This window comes from Streptomyces sp. NPDC032126 (genome assembly GCF_055580085.1).
This window is the reverse complement of the sequence record NZ_JBVIMA010000017.1, coordinates 18389-37686: the sequence shown is the minus strand read 5'-3', so window position 1 is coordinate 37686 and position 19298 is coordinate 18389. Positions and strand designations below refer to the sequence as shown.

Here is a 19298-nt window from a genome sequence, read left to right as displayed (position 1 = left end):
GGGATGCGGATCCACGTCAGGAGCAGGTCCAGGGCGAGCAGGACACAGATGCCCGCGTCGATGCCGATCGGGAACACATAGGAGAAGTTCCCGAAGCCCTTTTTGATCGCCAGCTCTCGGACGGCCGCGTACGAACCGGCGAAGCCGATGCCGGCGATGATCACGGCGCCGGTCACGACCACGCCGATGAGAACCCGCTGAGCTTGGCTCAGGGGTCTCCCAGCCTTGCCCGCAGCCACGTCTGCTCCTCTCTGGCAGCGTCGGCGTTCTTTGAGTACTCCCTTGGCGCCGCCGGGGGTGCTGAGCCTCTGTATGAGCTCGTACTCGCCCACCTGTGGCCCGTCCGGTGTTCAGTGCAGTGTGGGGCGCGAGGGTGTTCACCGGGTGGGTGTCGCCCGGTGGCCTTCCGGCTGTCTCTGCTGCGTTGTGATAGCTGGTGTGCTTGAGCTGCCGTCGAGGATGTGGTTGATGAGTTGGGTGGTTTCGGGTTCTGGTGAGCAGTCGAGTGTCTGATTGATTTGTTGGAGGCGGGTGATGGCGGTGTGGATGCCTTGCCGGTTTCTGGCTGTGTGTTCGATACGTATCCAGTCGCGGTAGAGGATTTCGGCGGTGTCGTCTACGTCGAGGCCAGTGGTGATGGCGTGGCGGGCGGCGCTGAGGTCGTGGTGGGGGCCTTGGGGTGTGCGGTGAGTGGCCACGGTGTGCGCGACGTCGATGATCCGCGTGATCATTTCCTGCGCGTGGGGTTCGGCCCAGGGCAGGGGCCGCCCGCCGAAGGGCTTGCCGCGGACCAGGGCGAGTGCCTTTTCGAGGTCGGTGAGGCCGTCGGCGCCTAGGGGCAGGGCGTGTTCGGTGAGGTGCAGGAAGCGGGCCCAGTCGCAGCGTATGGCGGGCGCAAGTCGGTAGGGGTCGTCGCCGGTTTTGCGGCGAGGGACGTAGGGGTTGCCAGTGGTGTCGCTGCCCAGGCAGCTACGCAGGCCCTGCATGCGTGCGTTGAGGGTACTTGCCGTCCAGGGGCTGTTGGGGTCCATGTCGGTGCACAGGGTGTCGGCGTTGCGGCCGGGCCGGAAGTACAGCAGGGCGGCGAGTTGGGCCATGCGCGGGCCGTGGCCGGTGTTGGCCACGCCGGTCACCTCGACCGGCCCCAGGACCCGGATCTCGGGGGCGTGCAGGTCCTGCACCTCTGTGTCGTGTGCGTCCGCTGCCGCGGGTTGCGCGGCGGCGGGCCCCGAGTGGCCCGCCAGCGCAACCGGTCCGGCCTCGGCGCTCGCCTGCGCGGCGGGTGCTGTGTCGGCGGGGTCCGCGGCGGCCGGGAATGCCGGGACTGACGGCACCGCTGCTGCGGTGACCAGCCTGGTTTCTTCGTCGGGCCGTACCGGTGGTGCGGCGGGGGAGTGGAGGAGGGGTCCGGCGGGGTCGGTGGTGGCGGCGAGGAGGGCCGGAAAGATCTCGCCGTCCACCTCCGTCGCCGTTGCTGCCTCCGCTGTGGTCGGCGGGTGCGGCGTGGCGGTGGGTGCGGGCGTGGGGGGCTTCTTCGGCGCTGCCTGCCGGTGCTGTGTGTCGGGTTCGTCGGGGACGTGCTGCCAGGGGCCTTCGGCGGGGTGGGGCGGTTGTGCCGATATCTTCAGGGCGGTGGTGATCTGTTGGTAGGCGGTGTGTTCCAGGCGTTGCACGGTGATCTCGAGGCCGGCGGCGGCGAGTGGCTGTGGTGTGTCGACGGAGGCGTTGAGGATGTCCGCGTAGGGGAAGTGCGCGGCCGTGGTACCGGCCGGGGCGATCAGCGTGACGGGTAGGGTGCCGGCTTTGTCGATGAGGTCGGCGAACTGCCAGGCGGTGTCCGCGTCGAGGCTGGATGCGCACAGCAGCAGGTAGGGCTGGTGTGGGTTGGGGAGCAACTGGTGTGCTTCGAGGAGGCGTTCGCTCAGGTCGCGCAGGGCATGTGCGGGCTGGCGCATGTGGGTGATCCGTGTGGTGGGCAGCAGTTGGGGCAGGTCTTCGCCGAACCCGACGGTGACGACTTCGATGTCGGCCGCCCATGGACTCATGGCGAGTTCCAGGGCGAGGGAGGTGCAGACCTCGGTGATGTGCAGGGAGGTGCCGTCCAGCAGCAGCGCGGGCTGGTGGGCGAGGTTGAGCAGCAGCAGGTCGCCGGTGTTGGTGGTGCCGATCGTGACCAGTCCGGGGTAGGGCGCCTGCACCTCGCGGGCCGTCTCCTCGTCGAGGAGGTCGGCCTCCGCAGGAAGGACCCACCAGCCAGCCTTTCCAGAGACAAAGGGCGGCACGGGCTCCTGGGCGAGGTCCTCGGGCAGCACCTGGACCGTGCGGGTCGCGATCCGGGCTGCCCGCAACGGCGGCAGGACCGCGTCATCGTCCTGCTGCTGGGTCAGGTGGTGGGCCAGGGTCCGCAGCGCAACGTCCAGACGGGCAGCGCCGTCGGGTTCTGCGGCTGCCGCCAGCTGGGCCTCCGCGGGGGAAGTCTCCGCTGCGATAGCGATCTTCTCGCCCGGTTCGCGGCGGCGGCGCTGCAGCGTCCGGCGCAGGGCGAGCGCACCGGTGACGGCAGCGGCGAGCAGTGCGGCGGCGCCGAGCACGATGCGCAGGTTCAGCGGGCTGCTGGCCGGGGCCGCCGTCGGGGCCTCGGGCGCGCGGGAGGAAGCAGCAGCGCCGGACGGCTCAGCCGACGCCGGCGGGTCGGCAGCAGAAGCCGAGACGTCGGCGCTGGGCTCGGGCGTCGCGGACGGAGTGGCCTGATCGTGCCCTGGCTGCTCGGCCGGGCGACCGGTCGGTGCGGTGGGCGCCGACGGCTGTGGTGCGGGCGCCTGGCTCTGCCTGGGGGCTGGTGCTGGTGCATCTCCGGTGCTGTCGCCTGGTGGCTGTGCGGCGTCGGAGTTCTGCGGGCCGTTGGGGTTCTGGGTGGCCGGGGGAGTGGTGTCCTGGCCGGTCGGTTCCTTGCCCGGGTCGTGGTGTTGGGGCGGCTGGTCGGTTCGTGTGGCGGGCACGGTGATGTGCTGGCCTGGGTAGATGACGTCGGGGTCGGTGATGGCGGGCAGGCTGTGGGGCTGGGGCTTGCCCCGGCTGGCTTCGAACAGCTGTGGCCATGCGTTGCCGTCGCCGAGTTCCTTCTCTGCGATTTTCGATAGGTAATCGCCGGAGTGGACCGTGACGACGTGCCCGCCCTTCTCGCTGTCGGCCGCTGCTTCGTCGCCCAGCTGCGTACGGATGCTTTCCGTTGGAGTAGCGGTCCGGGGCATCTTCAGCTGCCAGCCGGGCTGCAGGAAGCTGTTGGCCTGGAAGGGGGTGCCGTCGGGCATGGTGCGGCCCTCGTTGAGGTCGGCGATCTCCCGCCACCGTTCGCCGTCCCCCAACTCGCGTTCGGCGATGCCCCACAGGCTTTCCGCCGGCCGCGTCTCGCGCACCGCGTACGTGGGCGACGCCGGTGTGCTCGCGGGGGATGTGGGTGAGGCCTGGCCGGCTTCGGCGGCGCCCGCGGGCGGGGTTTGGCCCGTCTGTCCCGGCACGTGTCCCGCGGCGGGTGCGGCGTGGGCGTCGGATGCGAGGGCTGAACTGGTGGGCAGCAGCACCAGGATGCTTCCGATCAGCAGGGCCGCGGTGCGCTGCGAGGCCCCCAGCCCGCGCGGGGCGCGCCAGGCCCGGCCCCGCAGCTGTGCGATCAGCTCGCGTACGGCGCAGAAGCTGAACTGCGCCCACCCGATCCAGCCCACGCAGGCGAGCAGCAGCACAAACGCGCCGCCGGTGTCCTGCCGGTCCAGCAGGTGGGTGAGGTCGTCGTGGGTGGCCGTCCAGATGATGGGCGTGGCCCAGGCCAGCAGCAGCGGCAGACCGGCGAGTGCGGTGGCCAGAACGAGCAGGCTCAGCCCGGCCTTGAGGACCCGGGCCAGGGTGCGGCCGGAGGCAGCGGCGGGGGAGCGGGTGGTGGTGCGCATCAGCTTCCCTGTCCTTCGGGTGCGGTGACGCCGTGCAGGAGAGTGGCCATTCCATGGCCGGTCACCGGCAGTGAGTCGATCCCGACCACCGACAGGAACGTCGTGGCACAGGTGCCGGTGACCGTGACGGTGAGGGTCTTGCCGTCGTCGGACACGCTGACGGTGCCGGTGGCACCCGCGGAGCTCAGATAGGCCTGCGCTGCGGCGGCCGCTGCCTGCGGGTCGACGGTGATTGCGGTGCCGTTGATGGCGTTGGCGGGGTCGATGGCCTGTCCGCCGGCCCGGGCCGCTTCGCCGGCGATGTAATCGGCGCGTTCGGTGGCGCGCATCTTGCTGCCGCCGTCCACGGCGACGCCGATGATGCCGATCAGCGCGGTGACGCAAACGGCGACGAACACGGTGACGCCGCCCCGGTCGCCACCTCGGGACTGCCGCATCCGACGTAAGATCATCAGTCACCTCGTGTCGGACAGGCCGTAGGTTCGGTGGAGGCCGCCACTCCCGGTTGCGTTCCCGTGCACGTGGGGCCGGCCCGCTCCCGTAACCTCACGGCCATGCCCACCGCTCCCGCCGACTGCCACTGCGTCGTCTGCCAGAACATCGACGAACTGGCCCCCAGCACCCAGTCGACCGTCGACACCATTGATCAGCACGGCTGGCAGGTCATGATGATCCCCGCCGACAGTCTGGGACCGGGTTGGGCCTACACCATCGGCTTGTGGCACGGTCACCGGATGCCCGAGCTTGCGATGTTCGGCCTGGACATCCACCTGATGCAGACAGTCCTGAATGACCTCGGGCGGCGGGCCCTCGAAGGAGAGCGGCTGGAGGCCGGCCATGAGGCGTACGACGTCGCCGGCGTCCGGGTCGTGCTCCAACCGGTCGACTACCGCTGGTACAAGGCGTTCTTCGGCACTGCGATCGGCTACTACCGCAAGCCGCCGTTCCCGTTCCTCCAGGTGGTCTGGCCGGGCCGTGACGGAGCTTTCCCCTGGCAGCCCGGTGGGGAAGACCTCCTGAGCCACCAGCCCCGGCTGGACCTGCACCCCGGCGAACATCCCGTCGGGGTCTGGACGCAGGATTTGTGAACGGACGATCGCGATGCCATCGGGGACAATGACGCCATGACGCGCTGGTTCCGCAGTCACTGGGCAGAGGAAGACACCTGGTTCTACTTCGAGGTCGACGCAGACGGCTGGGTCACCCGCCAGGTTGAACTCCACGGGCCGCTCGAAAAGCCCGTCGCCGCAGCCTCGTCGGCTGAGTGGGAAGCCGCCCGGCAGGCCGGAACCCTCGCCAACTACGAAGCAGCCTTCGGCTTCACCGCTGAGATTCCCGTCGGCGAGTGGGACGGACACGATCCGGACGACCTCACCTTCAATGAGTTCGAGACCGTCTGGCTCGCAGCACGAGCAGCCTGCCAGGCGAGAGCTCGGAATCGCTCGATGGACGGAGCGTGAACCCGCGTACTCTCGCGCGCTCACTGCTGAGCACCCGCACTTCGGTCCGCACTCCATGGCACTTCAGAACGCGCGAACCCGAGAGCTCGCTGACGGTACTGGTCCACCACCGAGGTCGCCGTCGAGGTGAGGGTCTTGGCCCCCGGCAGGCCCGGAAGCAGGAGGTCGGACAGGTTGACGGTGCAGGTCACGGTCACGGTGACCGTGCCGACCTGCCCCACCGGCACGGTCAGGCCGCCGGTGTCGACGCGGACGGACGTGGATGCGCAGGTGATGCCCTGGTCGGTCAGGGATTCGGCGGCTGCTGACTGCGCGGCCTGTTGGGCGGCTGCCGCCGTGCGGTGGATGGATGCTTCCCGGGCTGCGTCCTCAGCCGCCGCGTCGATTTTCGCGCCGGAGGTGACGATCCGGCCGCCGGCGATGGCCAGAGACAGGAACATGATCAAAGAGGGGAGGATGATGGCCGCTTCAATCGCGGCACCGCCGTCGTCGCCGCGAAGCCTGCGTATCCAACGGGCCGTCTGTGGCATGCGATTCACTCCCCCGGGAGGGTCCAGCGCTCGACGGGCCCGGACGCCGACTGGGTGACGTGCAGGCCCGGCACGCCGGGGATCATCGACAGGGCGGTGCCGGATACCTGGATGCGCACCCGTTGTCCGTCGCTGGCGGCGGTGACGCTGTAGTCGCGCAGGCTGTCGCCCGCGGTGCGCTCCAGCACACCGCGTGCGCGGGCCGCGCCGTCGGCCGGGCTGGAGGGGTAGGCGCGGGCGGTGGTGGCGCCTTCGCGGGCGGCGGTCAGGGCGATCTGCCGGGCGTAGTACCACAGGGAGGCCTGGATGACGGCGACCGTGGCGAGCAGCACGAGGGGGAAGATGATCGCCATCTGGATGGATGTGTCGCCGCGGTCGTCGCGCCATCCTCGCCCCTGCCACCACTCCTTCAGCCGTTCGGCGCGGGCGGTCACAGGCCGGAGAGCTTGCCGTTGTATTTGGCGATGACAACGGCGATGGTCCCGGCGATGAGGACGGCGCCGGTGACGGCGGCTACCCAGATGATGACGGTCGTGGTGGAGATGTCGCCGCGATCCGGCCGGCGGGCCGCCTCCACAAGACCCTCCCGCATCCGGGTGGTGAACCACAGCACCGCGCGGTTGCCGCGCGACCGCATCCGGGCCGCCCGGCCGCCGTGCCCCGGCTCGCGGGACGAGACGGACGCTCTGGTGTGCGGGTGTGGGTGCGGGTTTGAGTGGGGGTGGCCTGCTGGCCGGCCGGTGCCGGGCGTTCGGCATGGGCTGGGCGTGGGTGCTCGCAGCACCGCCTGGCGGGTGCGCTGTGACGAGTGCTTCATGTGCTGTTCCTCTCGTGGGTGTTGGACGACTCGGGTCGTCAGACGGTGAGCATGCGGATCACGGCGGGGAAGGCCATCAGCAGCATCACCAAAACGGCGAGGAGGGCTCCCGGGGCGGTCATCTTCTCGCTGGCCGCGTTGGCTTCTGCGGCCTGGCCGGTCAGCAGTTCGGCATTGAGTGCTGCGGTACGGGCGCGCAGTGCCTTGTAGACGGCGGCGCCGTCGGTGGCCGAGCCGCGCATGATGTCGGCGACGTCGTCCAGGACGGGCAGCTCGTAGTCGTGGGCGAGTTCCGTGAGCGCCTGATAGGGCGGGATCTTCTCCAGTCGCGCCCGGCGCAGCGCGCCCTGCAGATACAGCAAGGGCCAGCCCTCGCCCACCTCGGCGGCTTTCTCCAGAGCCTCGGCGGGGCCGGCGTCGGCGGCCCGCTTGAGGGCGACCAGGTCGAGGTAGGCGGACAGGGCGTGCGCGAACTCCTCCCGCGCCCGCTTGGCCTCGTCCCGGACCGCGAGATCGGGGGTGATGAACAGCAGCACCGCCACGATGAGTCCGACGCCGGTCGGCACGTAGAAGGGCAGACTGACGCCGGCGATGATCCAGGGAATCGTCGCGATCACGGGGCTGAGCAGGCCCAGCGCGGCCAGCGCGGTCTTCTTCAGCATGAACTGGCCGGGTCCCTGCCCCAGCAGGGCCAGGTTCGTCGTGGGCACCCTCACGCCTGGAAGCCGCACGAGGCGGGCCATCAGCCAGCGGCCCCACAACTCCTCGCGGTCCAGTTCCGGCTCGGGCATCGTCAAGGCGGCCGGTGCAGTGCGCTTAAGGGCCCACGCCAACGCGGGCTTCGGCTGCAGCAGTTCCCGGACCAGCAGCGCGATCCCGGCACCGATCGTGCTGCCGGTCAGCACGGCAGGTATCAGCATCACGGCGCGGCTCCTTGCGCTTCGCGGGCGCCGGCCGGCACATCCCGCTCCCGCTCCGACGCGGGGGCGGGGGAAGGCAGCCGGACGGTGCTGGTGGGGTCGGTGATGAGGAAGCGGGGGATGCGGCGGAAGGAGCCCAGCTGCCGCATCAGAGCGAGCACGCCGATGAAGCCGGCCGCAAGGAGGGCGAGCACGAGCTGTCCCAGCAGGGTGGAGTAGGGCTTGGTGTAGCCGGGAACGAAGAACCCGGCCACCACGACACCGACGGTGATCACGGTCATCCACCGCACGGTGGTGCGCGGTTTGGCCCGGTCCGCCTCGATGGCACGCTTCTTGGCGACCTCCTCGCGGACGGTGCCCGAGAGGTCCTCCAGCGCTTGTGCCAGGCCCGGGCCGCGGTCGCCCACCGACAAGATGAGTGCCGCGATCACTTTGTCCGCGGTGACATCGTCGAGTTCGTCGGCGAACGCGCGCAGCGCGCCGTCCGGCCGCCACCCCAGTCGCAGCCGGTCGGACAGGGTGGTGATCTGCGGGGCGAGTTCGTCCGGCGCCCCCTGACGGCTGGTCATCATCGCCTGTTCCAGGCCCATGCCCAAGCGCAGCAGGCCGGCCAGCCGCTGTGTCCACTCGCTCAAGGCCTCCAGCTGGCCGATGCGTTCCTGCGCGATTTGCGCCGGGGTGATCAGCCAGGGAACGCCGATGACGGCTTGGCCGAGCAGCACCCCGCCGACGAAGTTCCCCGAGGCCAGCCACACGGCGACGAACACCACGACGGCCGCGACCGCGAGGGTGCGTCGCCGCATCCGGCCGCCCTCGTTCTGGCTCTTGCCGCCTGCCAGCGCGGCCTGCCAGCGCCGGCGCAGCGGGGCCCGGCGCGGCACGGTGGTGCCCACGACGCCGGCCACGACACCGATCAGCCCGCCGGCCACGGCCATGCCGGACAGCACAGCGAGCAGCACCGTCAAGGTCACCGGCCTGCTCCCACTTTCAGCGGCAGCGGTCCCGGCCAGGCCCCCGACGAGTGCTGCAGCAGGCCGGAGTCGAAGCCGACGCGGCGCAGATCGTCGATGCAGGCCGGGTCCATCTTCGGCACCGCCCGCACTTCCCCCCACTCCAGGGCGGGGGCGAAGATCTCATTGGTGGCTGGCCGGCCCGTCTCGCCGATCCCGGTCAGCTCCAGCACGTGCGAGACGTAGCGGTGGCGGCGGCCGCCGATCTGCGTCTCGTCCGTCATGTCGACGTAGACGATGAAGTCCAGGCCGTTGGCGGTCTGCCGGTAGGCGAGCTGCTCGGAGAGGTTGTCCTGGGCGAGCGCGTACAGCTCGGCGATCCGGTCGAAGACGATGTCCGGGCGACGCGCGTGGATGGTGCACAGGTTGCCGCCCGAGCCGTTCGTCAACGCCTGCATCATGGCGACGACTTCGGGCCCGCGGACCTCGCCGACCACGATCCGCTCCAGGGACATCCGCAGCGCGGGATGCATCAAATCCAGCAGCGTGACCTCACCCGCGCCGCGCCCGGCTGCGTCCTTCTCCCCGTTGGACTCGCGCCCGACCAGGGACACGACCTGCTGGTGGTAGCCGCCTGCGTGGGCGAACAGCTCGTCCTCGGTCTGGATGGTCGCGAACCGGCACTGCGGGTCGAACTCCTTGAGCATCGCCCGCAGCAGCGTGGTCTTCCCGGCCTTCTGCTTCCCCGCGATCATGATGTTCTTTCCGGCGCGCACGCAGGCGCGAAGGAAGGCGCGCAGAATCGGGTCGATGGTGCCCAGCTGTACGAGGTCGTCGAGATCCGCGTGGGAGACCCGGTGCCGGCGGATGACCGCATATGTCATCGGCCCCAGCCCCGTGATGGCTTGCAGGCGGGAGCCGTCGGGCAGCGACAAGGCGAGGGTGGGGTTCGCCGTGGAGATGGTGCGCTCGCTGTGCCCCGAACCCCGAGCCAGCTCCCGCAGCAGCTCCAGCAGTTCCTCTTCGGAGTGCGCGATCGGGCCGACGCGGCGGCGCTGGCCGTCGCCGTAGTCGAGCCACACCTCGTGCGGGCCCTGGATGATGATGTCCTCGACCCGCTCATCGTCCAGATACGGCTGGAGCCGGCCGGCCCGGAAAAGCAGATCGTACACAGCGCGCCGCAGCGCCTCGTCCTCCTGCGGCGACATCGCCTGCGCGTCCGACCACAGCGCGACCGCCTCGGCGATCCAGTTCAGACAACGCTGCTCCTCACTGGCCCGGTCCATGTCCGGCTTCGTCTTGAGAAGCTCCTCGCGCTGCTTGGCGACCTGAGAGCCGATCTCGCGGGCCACCCGGTAGTCGACCGTGATCTCAGGAACCGCCGCGCCGAGCACCCGCGCAGCCGAAGCAGCACCCTCACGCCCTGCTGTGCTGCTTGTCTGCCGTACTCGCTTCGGGGGCAGCGGCGCCACCGTGGGGTCGGGGTGCAGGGGCCTAGCCTGCATGGGGCACCTCCCCGCCCAGCCTGCGTGCCTCGCGTGGATCCAGGCGGGCCCGCCGCTGGGCGGCCCGCTGGATGAGTAGCGTGCTGCCCGTGCGGGCCGCCTTCATCAGCGGCGACCGGGTGAAGTGGCGCGGCTGCTCGGCGCCGTCGGACAGCACACGGGCATCCCCGGGCGCATACGGCAGGGTGGCGATGACCGGCACCCGCAGCACGCGCTGCACTTCGCCCGCGGGATACGGGCCCTCGTTGATCAGCAGCACGCCGACGTCCCCCACACGCTCCTCCAGCGCACGCACGCGGCCCTCCGCCGCCTGCAGGCAGCGCAAGGTGTTGCGGACCACCACGAAGGTGGCATCGGCCTGCTCGGCCAGGACACCACAGGGCCCATACGCCCCCCGGCGGCCGAGATCGATGAGAACGTCGTGGCCGCTCTCGGCCTCGATGCCGCGGAACATCCGCGCGAGGATCTTCCAGACCGCCCCGAAGCTGGCCTCCTGCGCGGGGTCGGTGATGCCGGGCAGCAGCAGCCGGTCGCGCGCAGACTCCTGCCTGCCGTCCTCCCCGCTGAGGTCGATCAGCTGCCGCCAAAAGGCATCGCTGAACTCGCCCGTGCGGGCGGCGACCGAGAGGTTACGCAGCCCGTACCGGTCACCGAGCGTGCCCTGCAGCAGACCATGCAGCACAGCCCCTCCGTCCGGGTCGCACTCGGCCAGGATCATCCGCCGCCCCGCCTGAAGCGGCCACGACAGCAGCAGCGCCAGAGCGCTCGTGGTCACGCCGGGCGCGCCGCTGCACCCCGCGAGCGCGATCACAGCCATCAGCCACCGTCCTCAGCCGCGAGGACCAGACGCAAGGTGCCGGCCGCCTCCCATGCGGCGGCCGTGGGGCCCTCAGCGGCGGAGACGGCACAATCGACGACCACGATTCCCGTGCCGGGGGCAGCCCCGGACGCTTTCACGACCCGGCCGTCAATCGTCTGCGGCACATCACCGGACGTCGTGCCGCCATCCGTCGTCCCCTGAGCCGGGACGTGCACCAGCTGGACCCTCTGACCCGGCACCAAAGCCGTGGCCGGGATCTGCTTGGGCTCCAGCCCGATCGGCACCAACTGCTCACCGGCCTTCACCAGCGAATCCTTCGTCACCTGCGAGGGGGCCAGCAGGGAGCCCGGCTTGAGGTCCACCGCGGCCCGCTTGCCCACCACCGACGTCAGATCACCGGCGCGCACCGCCTTGACGGCCGGGTCCAGGGCGACGGACGCCTTGCCCAGGTCGTTCTCGGTGAGGACCTGGCCGACGTGGACCTCGCGGACCACGGTCACCACGTCCGTACGGTCCCCGACCTGCAACAGCAGCACCGCAACACCGGCGCCGCCGGCCGCGATCAGGGCCAGCGACAAGGCGATCATTCCCGGACGGCGCCGGCGAGCCGAGACCCGAGGCGGCGCCACCGGCCCACGGAACTGCCCCTGCGCGGCAACATCGCCCGCCACGGGCCTGCGTTCTTTGGTCCTGCTCAACGTTTCACCCTCCCGGCGGCGCTACCGGACGACCTGTAATTCGCCGACCGCCACCTGCATCTGGGACTGCCGCGTCTGAATGAGCTGTCCGGCCTGCCCCCCGCCCCCAGTGACCTGCCAGTCGATCGTCCACGTGGAAGTCGCCGTGACCCGGTACCTGCCTCCGCCGATCGCCGAGGTCCTTGCGTAGACGTGGCCGCAGGTCGGCGACTTGGCCATACCGGCAGAGGCCGTATAGGGCGTACCAGGGCCGGAACAAGCCACCGTCGTGCCATCGCCCATCTGCCAGACGATCTTCGACACCCTCGCGGTAGCAGCGACCGTGATACCTCCTGCCGAGGCGGAAGCCGTGTTGGGACCGAAAGTCGTGGCGCTCTGATTCACCCACAGCCACATCGGCACGCCCACCGTGTACCTGCCGGCGGCCCGGGGACTGGCGATGTCCGGTCCGAGCAGCGTCATCCTGTCGACGGCCTGCTGGGCCAGCACAGCCGGGTCGACGGCCTGGGCGGGCGGCTGAGCGAGCCAGACGGGATCGACCCGGAGGTCGTTGTCCCCGTCGCGGCATGTCTTGTCGTAAACGGCACCGTCGCCGGGGTGGTGCCCTTGCCAGTCCTGGCTCCCCGCGGGGGGCTGCGGGACGGCCAGCGTGTAGGTGCACTGGATGTCGGCTCCGCTTCCCTTGCCGGCGGCACCATCATTTTTACTGCCTTGAGCGTTGGAGCTCTTGCCGCCGTCCCGGCCAGGGACGCCGACCTCGACCTCGCACGTGTACAAGCCGCAGTGGGTGCCGCCACTGCCTTGGGCGGTGTCCTTCGCGTAGCTGGTGGCCGGAGTAGAGAGCGCGGCCATGACGGTCAGTGCGGTTACAGTGCTGAGGCGGGTCAACACGGTTTCCCCTGCGGCTCGTCGCGGGTGACGCGCCACCCTTCCGGGTACTGCTCGACGACGCTGACGATCACGTACTTCGTCAGTCGGTTGGACGGGAGGGAGACTGGCTTCTTTGTTGTGGAGTTGACGGTCCGCCAACGCGTGATGTCCAAGCAACTGGAAACGGTTGCGTTCGGGACCTGGCCTACGGCGTTGACCTTGGTGACGAACTGGTCAGTGACGACAACGTCTCCGGTGTTGATGAGACCGCGGTCGTGGGTGCTCTTGGCGTCTGCCTCAGCATTCTTCAAAGCAGCAGACGCGGCATAATGATCAAGATGGGCGCTCTTTCCCGAGGCGTCGGCATAGAGTTTCTCCATCTCCCGCCAGTACGCTGCGTACGTTGCGATGGCCTGCGTCTTGGCAGCGTCTGCTCGTTCCGTTGAGGCGGACGGGTTCGCACTCGGTGTCCGTGGAGCCTTGGTGGTCTGCCTCGCGGTCTGCGCCTCGTCGTTCGAGGAGTTGCATGCGGACAGCGTGAGCCCGGCACACAGCACCATGGACACGGCTGCGAGACCGCGCGCAGTTAAGGCGTTGTGGTGTTCCTGGTGTGTCACGTTGTCTCCCTGTCCAGCGCCTTGTGCCAGGGCCTGCTGGGATTCAGGTGGTCAGAGCCGACCGGTAGCCCTGAGCGGCTCGTGTGGATGTGCGCTTCAGGAGTCGTCAGATTATGCATATGCCAGTCAACCTTGCTTTCTTTTTTGTGGGTTGAATGAATGCTGAGGGGTGTCTGTGACTGATGTTGTTGGGGTGGTGATTAGTGCAATGTGGCTTCGCCTGTCCGTGCAGGCGAGGGGCATTTCGAGCTCGTGTGCCCTACGGATGGGGTGAATGTGCTGGTCTGCGCGCTGCGGATGTTGTGTGGTGTCGGGCGGGTAGTCCCGTAGTGAGCCGTGGCCCGCATGGGTGCGGCCGTTGGCGGCTGTTGGCTGGAAGGCTTCGACTGGAACGGGCCGGACTCCCTTGTTCTGATGGAGTGTTAGCCGGATTCGCTGTTCAGGCTGCCGGTCAGTCGTGGCCCATTCCGGAGTGGGGTGAACTCGTAGTCGCGGCGGCTGGCGTCTGTGAGGGAAATGCGGTGCGTACGCAGAGGGGTGAGTGTGTGCGGGGTCGTGGGTGAGGCGGCCGCCGCCGGGGTGATCGGGTGCGGTGTGCGCGAGGTCCAGGTTGTCCGGGGCGAGGCCCTCGGCCTCTTCGGGCTGTACAGGCTCTCCGGCGTCCCGGGCGGCGTGCGTAAGGCCGGGCCGTGCCTCGCTAGATTCTGTTTCCGTGATGCGAACTCCACCCGTAGCTGCAGCATCGAGTCCTCCCAAGTTCACGGCGTACAGGGGTAGTTGTAGGGCGCGGTCCTGCGGTGCGGAAGTAAATAAAGCATTCGCGTAAGCAAATATCAAGTGGGTTCCGGCGTGGCTGCGAAGCTGTGGCATCCGGTCGCCGTGGGCCCGTGTCACAGCTCGGTCCACGGCCGCGGCTCGCCACCTGCCAGGGGTACCCAGACGTCGTCCGTGGGCCCCCGGAGTTCGAGGTCGTCCAGGACGGCGGCGCCCAGTGGAACCTGCCGGGCCAGCGTGCCCACGAGCGGGTGCTGCGCGACCATGGCCTGCAGGTCGCTGATCCGGTTGTCCAAGACGAACCGGGAAGCTCCGGTCAGTACGAACAAGACTCGAGGGAATACGGGGTACCAGCGCAGCCAGACGACGCCGGGAACGACCGACTGCCGCGAGCGCTGCCGCCCCACAGGCAGCGGCTCGTGCGACCACAGCCGCGCGTACTCGATCAACTTCGACGCGAGCCGCTCGCTGCTCATGGTCGTACGGTCAACCTCGACGAACGCCCTGAGCTTCGTGCGCTGTTCCTCGCCAGTGAGTGTGTAGTGCATGAGCGCGTCCGCGATGATCTTCTCGCCATCGCCCAGCGGGTGGGAGACCTCAGGGGTCCAGTCCAGGTGCCCGTGTTCGTCGCCACGCCTGCGGGCATCGGCCGCGAACGCCAGGTGGGTGCGGACCACGGTCAGGGTGTGTGGTGTCTTCAGCGAGGCGGCGGTGGCCGAGGTGATCGGATACGGCGGCCGGCCCCGCAGTGCGGGGAAGTCCCGGACCAGCCGGGCGCCCTCCCCTGTCAGATACCAGGCACGGGAGCGGTTGGACTGCGGCAGCACCGTGTAGTCCACCAGGCCGTCACGGCGCAGCTTGTTCAGCGGCATGGAGACGGTCTGCCGCGCTGCGTGGGGCCGCAGCAGGTCGTGCAGCTGACGCGTGGTCGCCATGCGGTGCTGCCCCAGCGCGGCCAGGAGCTGGTGCGGCAGCGGCTCCACCGGGCTCGGAATATGACCGGTCGACACGGTCTGGAAGGTCGTGGTCATTGGTATCCCTGATTCTGCTGACGTACGGCCGACGGCATGATGGGGGCGAGTTGGGTGAGGAGGCGGCCTACGCGGGCCAGCTGGTCGGTGGCGCGGGTCGTTAGCTGATCCAGGGGCTGGGCGCCGGCCGTGGTGAGGGCGGCTCGTTCGAGCGCCGCCGCCTGGCGGGGGCGTGCGTAGTGGGCGAATACCTCGTCGAGGTGCGGGCCGGTGATCACCACAGGGCCGATGCGCCGGCCCCTGATGGTCAGTGACATGTAGTGCTCGAACCGGTCGAGGGTGGCGACGACGTCGGGTCCGGGACGGTCGCCCCATTCGGCGGTGATCGCGGCGATGGCGGACTTCGATCCGGCGGTGGATGCGAGAGTGGAGGCGTTCTGGACGAGGGAGAGCCGCACCGGGTTGGGCAGGCGGGCCAGCAGCTGGGTCATGCCGTGCACGTGGACTTTGTACTTGCGGAAGTCCTCGAACATGCTGGCGATTGTTTCTGGGGCTGCGCCGGTCAGGGTGATCAATTCGTCGAAGTACGCGCGGAACGCCACCCGTCGGGCTTCGGGGGTGTCGCGGCGGGAGCGTACGGCGCGCAGCAGGTCACGGGCGAGCAGTGCGGTGACGAGCCGGTCGGTTGGGCCGTTGCCGCCCGGGCACACCCACACGATCATTTTCGAGTCCATCGCGGCGCGGATGTTGTAGTGGCCGGCCGGCTGCCCGAGGAAGGCGCGGGTGACGGGGTTGGCGGCGAGGCGGGCGATCGGGTTGAGGACCACGGCGAAGGAGTCCGGCGGCAGGGTGGGGAACACGGTCCGCCACCAGGATCGGGTCTCCGTATCCAGGCGCCCCTGAACGCAGGCGAGTGCTGCGGCGCGGAAGGCTGGGTCGGTGAGCAGCGCCCGCACGTGGAACACGGTGGCCTGGTCTTCGGGGCGTCCGGCCTGGCAGGCGGCTTCGTTGACGGCCACGAGCACCGCCAGAGCGGCGGTAAGGATGGTCAGCGCGCGGGGTGCACTGGCGTCGTCCCAGCCCAGTGCGGCAGCGCAGGCGTCCGCGGTGGCCTCGACGACTTCGTGCGCGACCTGGCCCTGGTGCATGCCGAGCGGGTTCCATGAGCTGACTTTGGGGGCCGGCCCGTGGGCGTTGAGGTCGATGAGCGCGACCCGGTTCATCAGCGTGCCGTGGGCCAGGAACGGCAGAGCGCGAGGCCAGGAGTCGCGGTGCGGGTCGACGAACATCAGCCCGCCGCCGGCGTGAGCCCAGCCGATGGCCTGGGCGAGGGCCCGTTCGGTCTTGCCGCCGCCCGCCTTGCCCACGCCCACCTCGAAGAGCGTCTCCTTCGCATACGTGGCGACCAGTCGGCGGCGGCCGTCGGGGCCGCGGTAGATGCCCTGCAGCAGGAGCGCGGGGTTGCCGAATTCGAAGGCCGGCAGGTCCCCGGCGAGCAGCGGCAGCCGGCAGTGCACCGTGGGCGGCTTGAGCAGGCCGGCCAGCTCCTCAAGGCGGACCCAGTTCGCACGGGGCGGCTGGCAGTGGCCCCAGGTCCAGCGGCGCTCGAAGCCGCGGCGGCTGGGCCAGCGGTCCGCGCCGATCCGCCACGGGCCGATCCGCCATCCGCGCATCGCCCACCGTGAGCCGCCACCGAACACGTCGAGGGCGGCCTGGAGCTGGGCGAGCCGGGCCTGGGAACGGCCCTCTATGTTCGACGCGCACATCACCAGCAGCTGCACGCGCACCAGGTGGTCGTCGTCGGCAAGCTTGCCCAGCGCTTCGGCGGGGTCCACCCGCCGGGGGACGGGCGGCATGACCAGACGGCGCTGCCCGCCCACGCCTCGCGTGCCGCTGACGAGCTGCTTCAGCTGCCAGGCGAGCGAGTCGTCGATGCCGGTGGCGTCGTGGCGCACCCACCGGGCCGCCCGCTGCGCCTCGCGCCGCTCCCTGCGGCGGGCGTCGGCCATCAGCTGCACCCGGCGGGCCCGCAGCGCCCACTTGGGAGAGCGCTGGATGTCGAGCCGTATCTCGGCCAGGTCCCCCAGCTCCGCCCGCAGATCGCAGACGGCGTCGATCAGGGGCTGCAGCGGATCCGGGTCCAGGGGAACGTCGCGCAGCGGGGCCGTGGGCCGGCCGCGCAGGACGAACTCCGCGCGCACCACATGCTTACGCGGCTTGTCGGTGACCGGGCGGGCCCGCTTCACAGTGACGGCCGGCCCGAAGGGGGTGATCGACAGCAGGCGTTCGCCGCCCGCGGGACCCTCGATCCGGTAGCGCAACGGGTGTGAGCCGTCGGCACGCAGCCGGATCTGCACCGTCTTGGACCGTCTGGGCGCCCACCACGGCATACTCGTCGAGGCCCGGGCGAGCTGCACGCCGCGGCGGAAGATCTCCTCCGGGCCGGGGTCGAAGTGCTGCGACGGCACGAGCTCCAGCGCCATCCGCTGGGCCGAGGCCTTCTTCGCCAGACGGCGCGCCGTCCCCTCGCTCACGGCCCAGACGGCGAGGGCGGCCGCCATGGGCAAGTACCAGTAGGCCATCATCCAGCGGGCGGCGTCGGCCAGGCCTGCCAGCATGCCGAGGGCCTGACCGGCCGCCATGTCATCCGCCCGGACGGTCAGGGACGCGGCTGAGGTGTCCACACGGATCCTCCCTTGGTCGAAGTGCGCGCGAAGTACCAGTCGGTGATGCGCCGGTCGGTGCAGGTGCCGCCGCGGTCGCAACCGGCCCACACCAGGTGCACCACCGCCCTGTCAGGGCTGCCGTCCCGGCGGGCGACGGCGGCCTGGATGCGGAAGCGGGCCGGGGCGAACGCCGGTGCGATCGGGTGGTGACGGGTGCCGAAGAGTGCGGGCCACGCGGCGCGTCCCACGCCCGTGGCGTCCGCCCGCAACAGGCTGCGGCCGGCCGAGAGGAGCTGGTGCTCGTCGGCGGCGGCCAGGTCGGCGGGCCAGGCGTCCTGAAGCGACTTCTGGATGGCCCCGTCGCCGGCCGCGCCCTCGCCGGACGCCGGCGGCGCGGACGCGCCGGCCCACGGCGTCGACGCGGTGGAGGCCGTGGCCCGCGCGGGAATGCCGGCCTGCCCTGTGCGGCTGCTGGGAGCGGTTGTCGTGGGAGCGGCCGGGCGCGGTGGTGGCGAGGTTCCGGAGGTCGTCGGCGGCCGCGGCAGCGCCAGCAGGATCACCCCGGCCACGATCAGGACCACGGTGGCGATCAGCAGGGGGCGCGGGGAATGTGCCGGGACGTGGGTCATAGCAGCCGGGCCCCTCCCGCGTATCCCGACATCGCGTCGATGCCGTCCAGCCGGACGACGGCGCCCGGACGGGGAGCGTTGACCATCTGCCCACCGCCCAGGTAGATCCCGACGTGATAGATCGTCGCGTCGCGGCCGGGAGCGTCGGCGTAGAAGACGAGGTCGCCGGCTCTGAGCGCTCCGGTGCCGTCCCCGGCGGGGATACGCCGGCCTGTCCCGGCCTGCGCGGCAGCGGTACGCGGCAGCCGGATGCCGGCCTTGGCGAAGGCATACACGGTCAGCCCCGAGCAGTCGAAGCCCTTGACGTTCGCACCGCTCTTACCGCTGGGCGAGCAGCAGAACCCGAAGGACTTGCCGCCGGCGTTGCCGCCGCCCCACGAGTAGGGCACACCGCGCTGGGAGAGCGCCGCCTCGATCACCGTGCGGACCTTCCCGGGCACGTTCTTCAGATCCGGTCCCTTCGCGGCCACCGTGTACTGGTCGACCCAGCCCAGCACGTTGGCGACGTACTCACCCGAGTGGTTGTACTGCCAGATCGCGGCCTTGAGCTGGGCCGACCTGGTCAAATCCCGTCCGCTGCCGCACAGATAGACGGCGGCACCGAGCGCGGCGTCATCGGCGTTGTGCGGGTCGGCCTTCCCGTCCCCGTTCGCGTCCCGGCCGATGCCCTCCCAGGTGGACGGCAGGAACTGGAAGGGACCGACCGCGCGCTCCGCGACGGCGGTGCCGTCCCACTTGCCGCCGTCGGTGTCCCGGACAACGGCGGTGTTTCCACCGGTCCCGGAGCCGTTGAGGAGCACCCCGTAGATCTTCGGATGGATGTCGCCGTTGCCGGCGACGTCGTGGCCGGCGCCGTGGTTCGATTCGACCTTGGCGATCCCCGCCAGGACCGGCCAGCGCATACCCCGGCACGTCGGGCTGTACGTCCCGACCTGCTGGACAGCCCTCTTGTAGGCGGTCAGCATCCGCGCGGGTATGTCCGCAGCCGTGCCGTCGCCGGCGATCTGGCCGTCATTCTGCAACCCGGTCTGTATCGCGACGTACGCGCTGATCGCGCCTGAGACAGGAGCCGCGCAGCACACGCCGGCGAACAGCAGCCCCACGACCAGGCATCCCCACCGCCCCAG

At 70.3% G+C, this 19298-nt stretch carries 19 protein-coding genes; 2 read left to right on the top strand and 17 right to left on the bottom strand.

Annotated features, from left to right (window positions below):
• The 3 genes from ACZ5NW_RS36960 to ACZ5NW_RS36950 form a co-directional block, all read right to left on the bottom strand.
• Positions 1-239 (bottom strand): DUF2637 domain-containing protein (locus tag ACZ5NW_RS36960; RefSeq protein ID WP_468748432.1); only part of this gene is annotated, 239 nt, incomplete at its 3' end.
• 138 nt (positions 240-377) lie between these two features.
• Positions 378-3944: a LysM peptidoglycan-binding domain-containing protein gene (locus ACZ5NW_RS36955; protein ID WP_468748431.1), complete on the bottom strand. Its 3567-nt coding sequence runs from the start codon at positions 3942-3944 to the stop codon at positions 378-380.
• A complete protein-coding gene (locus ACZ5NW_RS36950; protein WP_468748430.1) occupies positions 3944-4381 on the bottom strand; it encodes a pilus assembly protein TadG-related protein in 438 nt (145 codons plus the stop codon). The genes ACZ5NW_RS36955 and ACZ5NW_RS36950 overlap by 1 nt, the downstream gene beginning before the upstream one ends.
• Before the next feature lie 117 nt (positions 4382-4498).
• Here ACZ5NW_RS36950 and ACZ5NW_RS36945 point away from each other — a divergent pair, with 117 nt between their 5' ends.
• Positions 4499-5032, top strand: coding sequence for a DUF4262 domain-containing protein (locus tag ACZ5NW_RS36945; RefSeq protein ID WP_468748429.1), 534 nt, complete (start codon positions 4499-4501; stop codon positions 5030-5032).
• Positions 5033-5068: 36 nt separating this feature from the next.
• The gene (locus ACZ5NW_RS36940) at positions 5069-5404 is read left to right on the top strand and encodes a hypothetical protein (protein WP_468748428.1); all 336 of its coding nucleotides are present in this window, start codon (positions 5069-5071) and stop codon (positions 5402-5404) included.
• Positions 5405-5424: 20 nt separating this feature from the next.
• Here ACZ5NW_RS36940 and ACZ5NW_RS36935 read toward each other — a convergent pair whose 3' ends face one another.
• The 14 genes from ACZ5NW_RS36935 to ACZ5NW_RS36870 form a co-directional block, all read right to left on the bottom strand.
• Positions 5425-5934: a TadE/TadG family type IV pilus assembly protein gene (locus ACZ5NW_RS36935; RefSeq protein WP_468748427.1), complete on the bottom strand. Its 510-nt coding sequence runs from the start codon at positions 5932-5934 to the stop codon at positions 5425-5427.
• A gap of 5 nt (positions 5935-5939) precedes the next feature.
• Positions 5940-6368, bottom strand: a complete 429-nt coding sequence (locus ACZ5NW_RS36930; protein ID WP_468748426.1) for a TadE family protein — start codon at positions 6366-6368, stop codon at positions 5940-5942.
• Positions 6365-6571, bottom strand: a complete 207-nt coding sequence (locus tag ACZ5NW_RS36925) for a hypothetical protein (protein ID WP_468748437.1) — start codon at positions 6569-6571, stop codon at positions 6365-6367. Before ACZ5NW_RS36925 ends, ACZ5NW_RS36930 begins: the two co-directional genes overlap by 4 nt.
• Positions 6572-6789: 218 nt before the next feature.
• Positions 6790-7674, bottom strand: coding sequence for a type II secretion system F family protein (locus ACZ5NW_RS36920; RefSeq protein WP_468748425.1), 885 nt, complete (start codon positions 7672-7674; stop codon positions 6790-6792).
• Positions 7671-8606 carry a type II secretion system F family protein gene (locus ACZ5NW_RS36915; RefSeq protein ID WP_468748435.1) on the bottom strand — a complete coding sequence of 312 codons (936 nt, stop codon included), beginning with the start codon at positions 8604-8606 and terminating at the stop codon, positions 7671-7673. Before ACZ5NW_RS36915 ends, ACZ5NW_RS36920 begins: the two co-directional genes overlap by 4 nt.
• 32 nt (positions 8607-8638) lie before the next feature.
• A complete protein-coding gene (locus ACZ5NW_RS36910) occupies positions 8639-10126 on the bottom strand; it encodes a CpaF family protein (RefSeq protein WP_468748424.1) in 1488 nt (495 codons plus the stop codon).
• A complete protein-coding gene (locus ACZ5NW_RS36905) occupies positions 10116-10943 on the bottom strand; it encodes a hypothetical protein (RefSeq protein WP_468748423.1) in 828 nt (275 codons plus the stop codon). The genes ACZ5NW_RS36910 and ACZ5NW_RS36905 overlap by 11 nt, the downstream gene beginning before the upstream one ends.
• Positions 10943-11533, bottom strand: coding sequence for an SAF domain-containing protein (locus ACZ5NW_RS36900; RefSeq protein WP_468748422.1), 591 nt, complete (start codon positions 11531-11533; stop codon positions 10943-10945). The genes ACZ5NW_RS36905 and ACZ5NW_RS36900 overlap by 1 nt, the downstream gene beginning before the upstream one ends.
• Positions 11534-11665: 132 nt before the next feature.
• On the bottom strand, positions 11666-12496 hold the full coding sequence (locus tag ACZ5NW_RS36895; RefSeq protein WP_468748421.1) for an ATP/GTP-binding protein: 831 nt from the start codon (positions 12494-12496) through the stop codon (positions 11666-11668).
• Between the two features lie 32 nt (positions 12497-12528).
• Positions 12529-13131, bottom strand: a complete 603-nt coding sequence (locus ACZ5NW_RS36890; RefSeq protein ID WP_468748420.1) for a hypothetical protein — start codon at positions 13129-13131, stop codon at positions 12529-12531.
• Between the two features lie 890 nt (positions 13132-14021).
• Positions 14022-14936 (bottom strand): replication-relaxation family protein, encoded by a 915-nt coding sequence (locus ACZ5NW_RS36885; RefSeq protein ID WP_468748419.1) that lies wholly within the window; start codon positions 14934-14936, stop codon positions 14022-14024.
• Positions 14933-17518, bottom strand: coding sequence for an ATP/GTP-binding protein (locus tag ACZ5NW_RS36880; protein WP_468748434.1), 2586 nt, complete (start codon positions 17516-17518; stop codon positions 14933-14935). Before ACZ5NW_RS36880 ends, ACZ5NW_RS36885 begins: the two co-directional genes overlap by 4 nt.
• A 17-nt stretch (positions 17519-17535) precedes the next feature.
• Positions 17536-18171, bottom strand: a complete 636-nt coding sequence (locus ACZ5NW_RS36875; RefSeq protein ID WP_468748418.1) for a hypothetical protein — start codon at positions 18169-18171, stop codon at positions 17536-17538.
• Positions 18168-19274 (bottom strand): C40 family peptidase, encoded by a 1107-nt coding sequence (locus ACZ5NW_RS36870; protein ID WP_468748417.1) that lies wholly within the window; start codon positions 19272-19274, stop codon positions 18168-18170. Before ACZ5NW_RS36870 ends, ACZ5NW_RS36875 begins: the two co-directional genes overlap by 4 nt.
• Between the last annotated feature and the right edge of the window lie 24 nt (positions 19275-19298).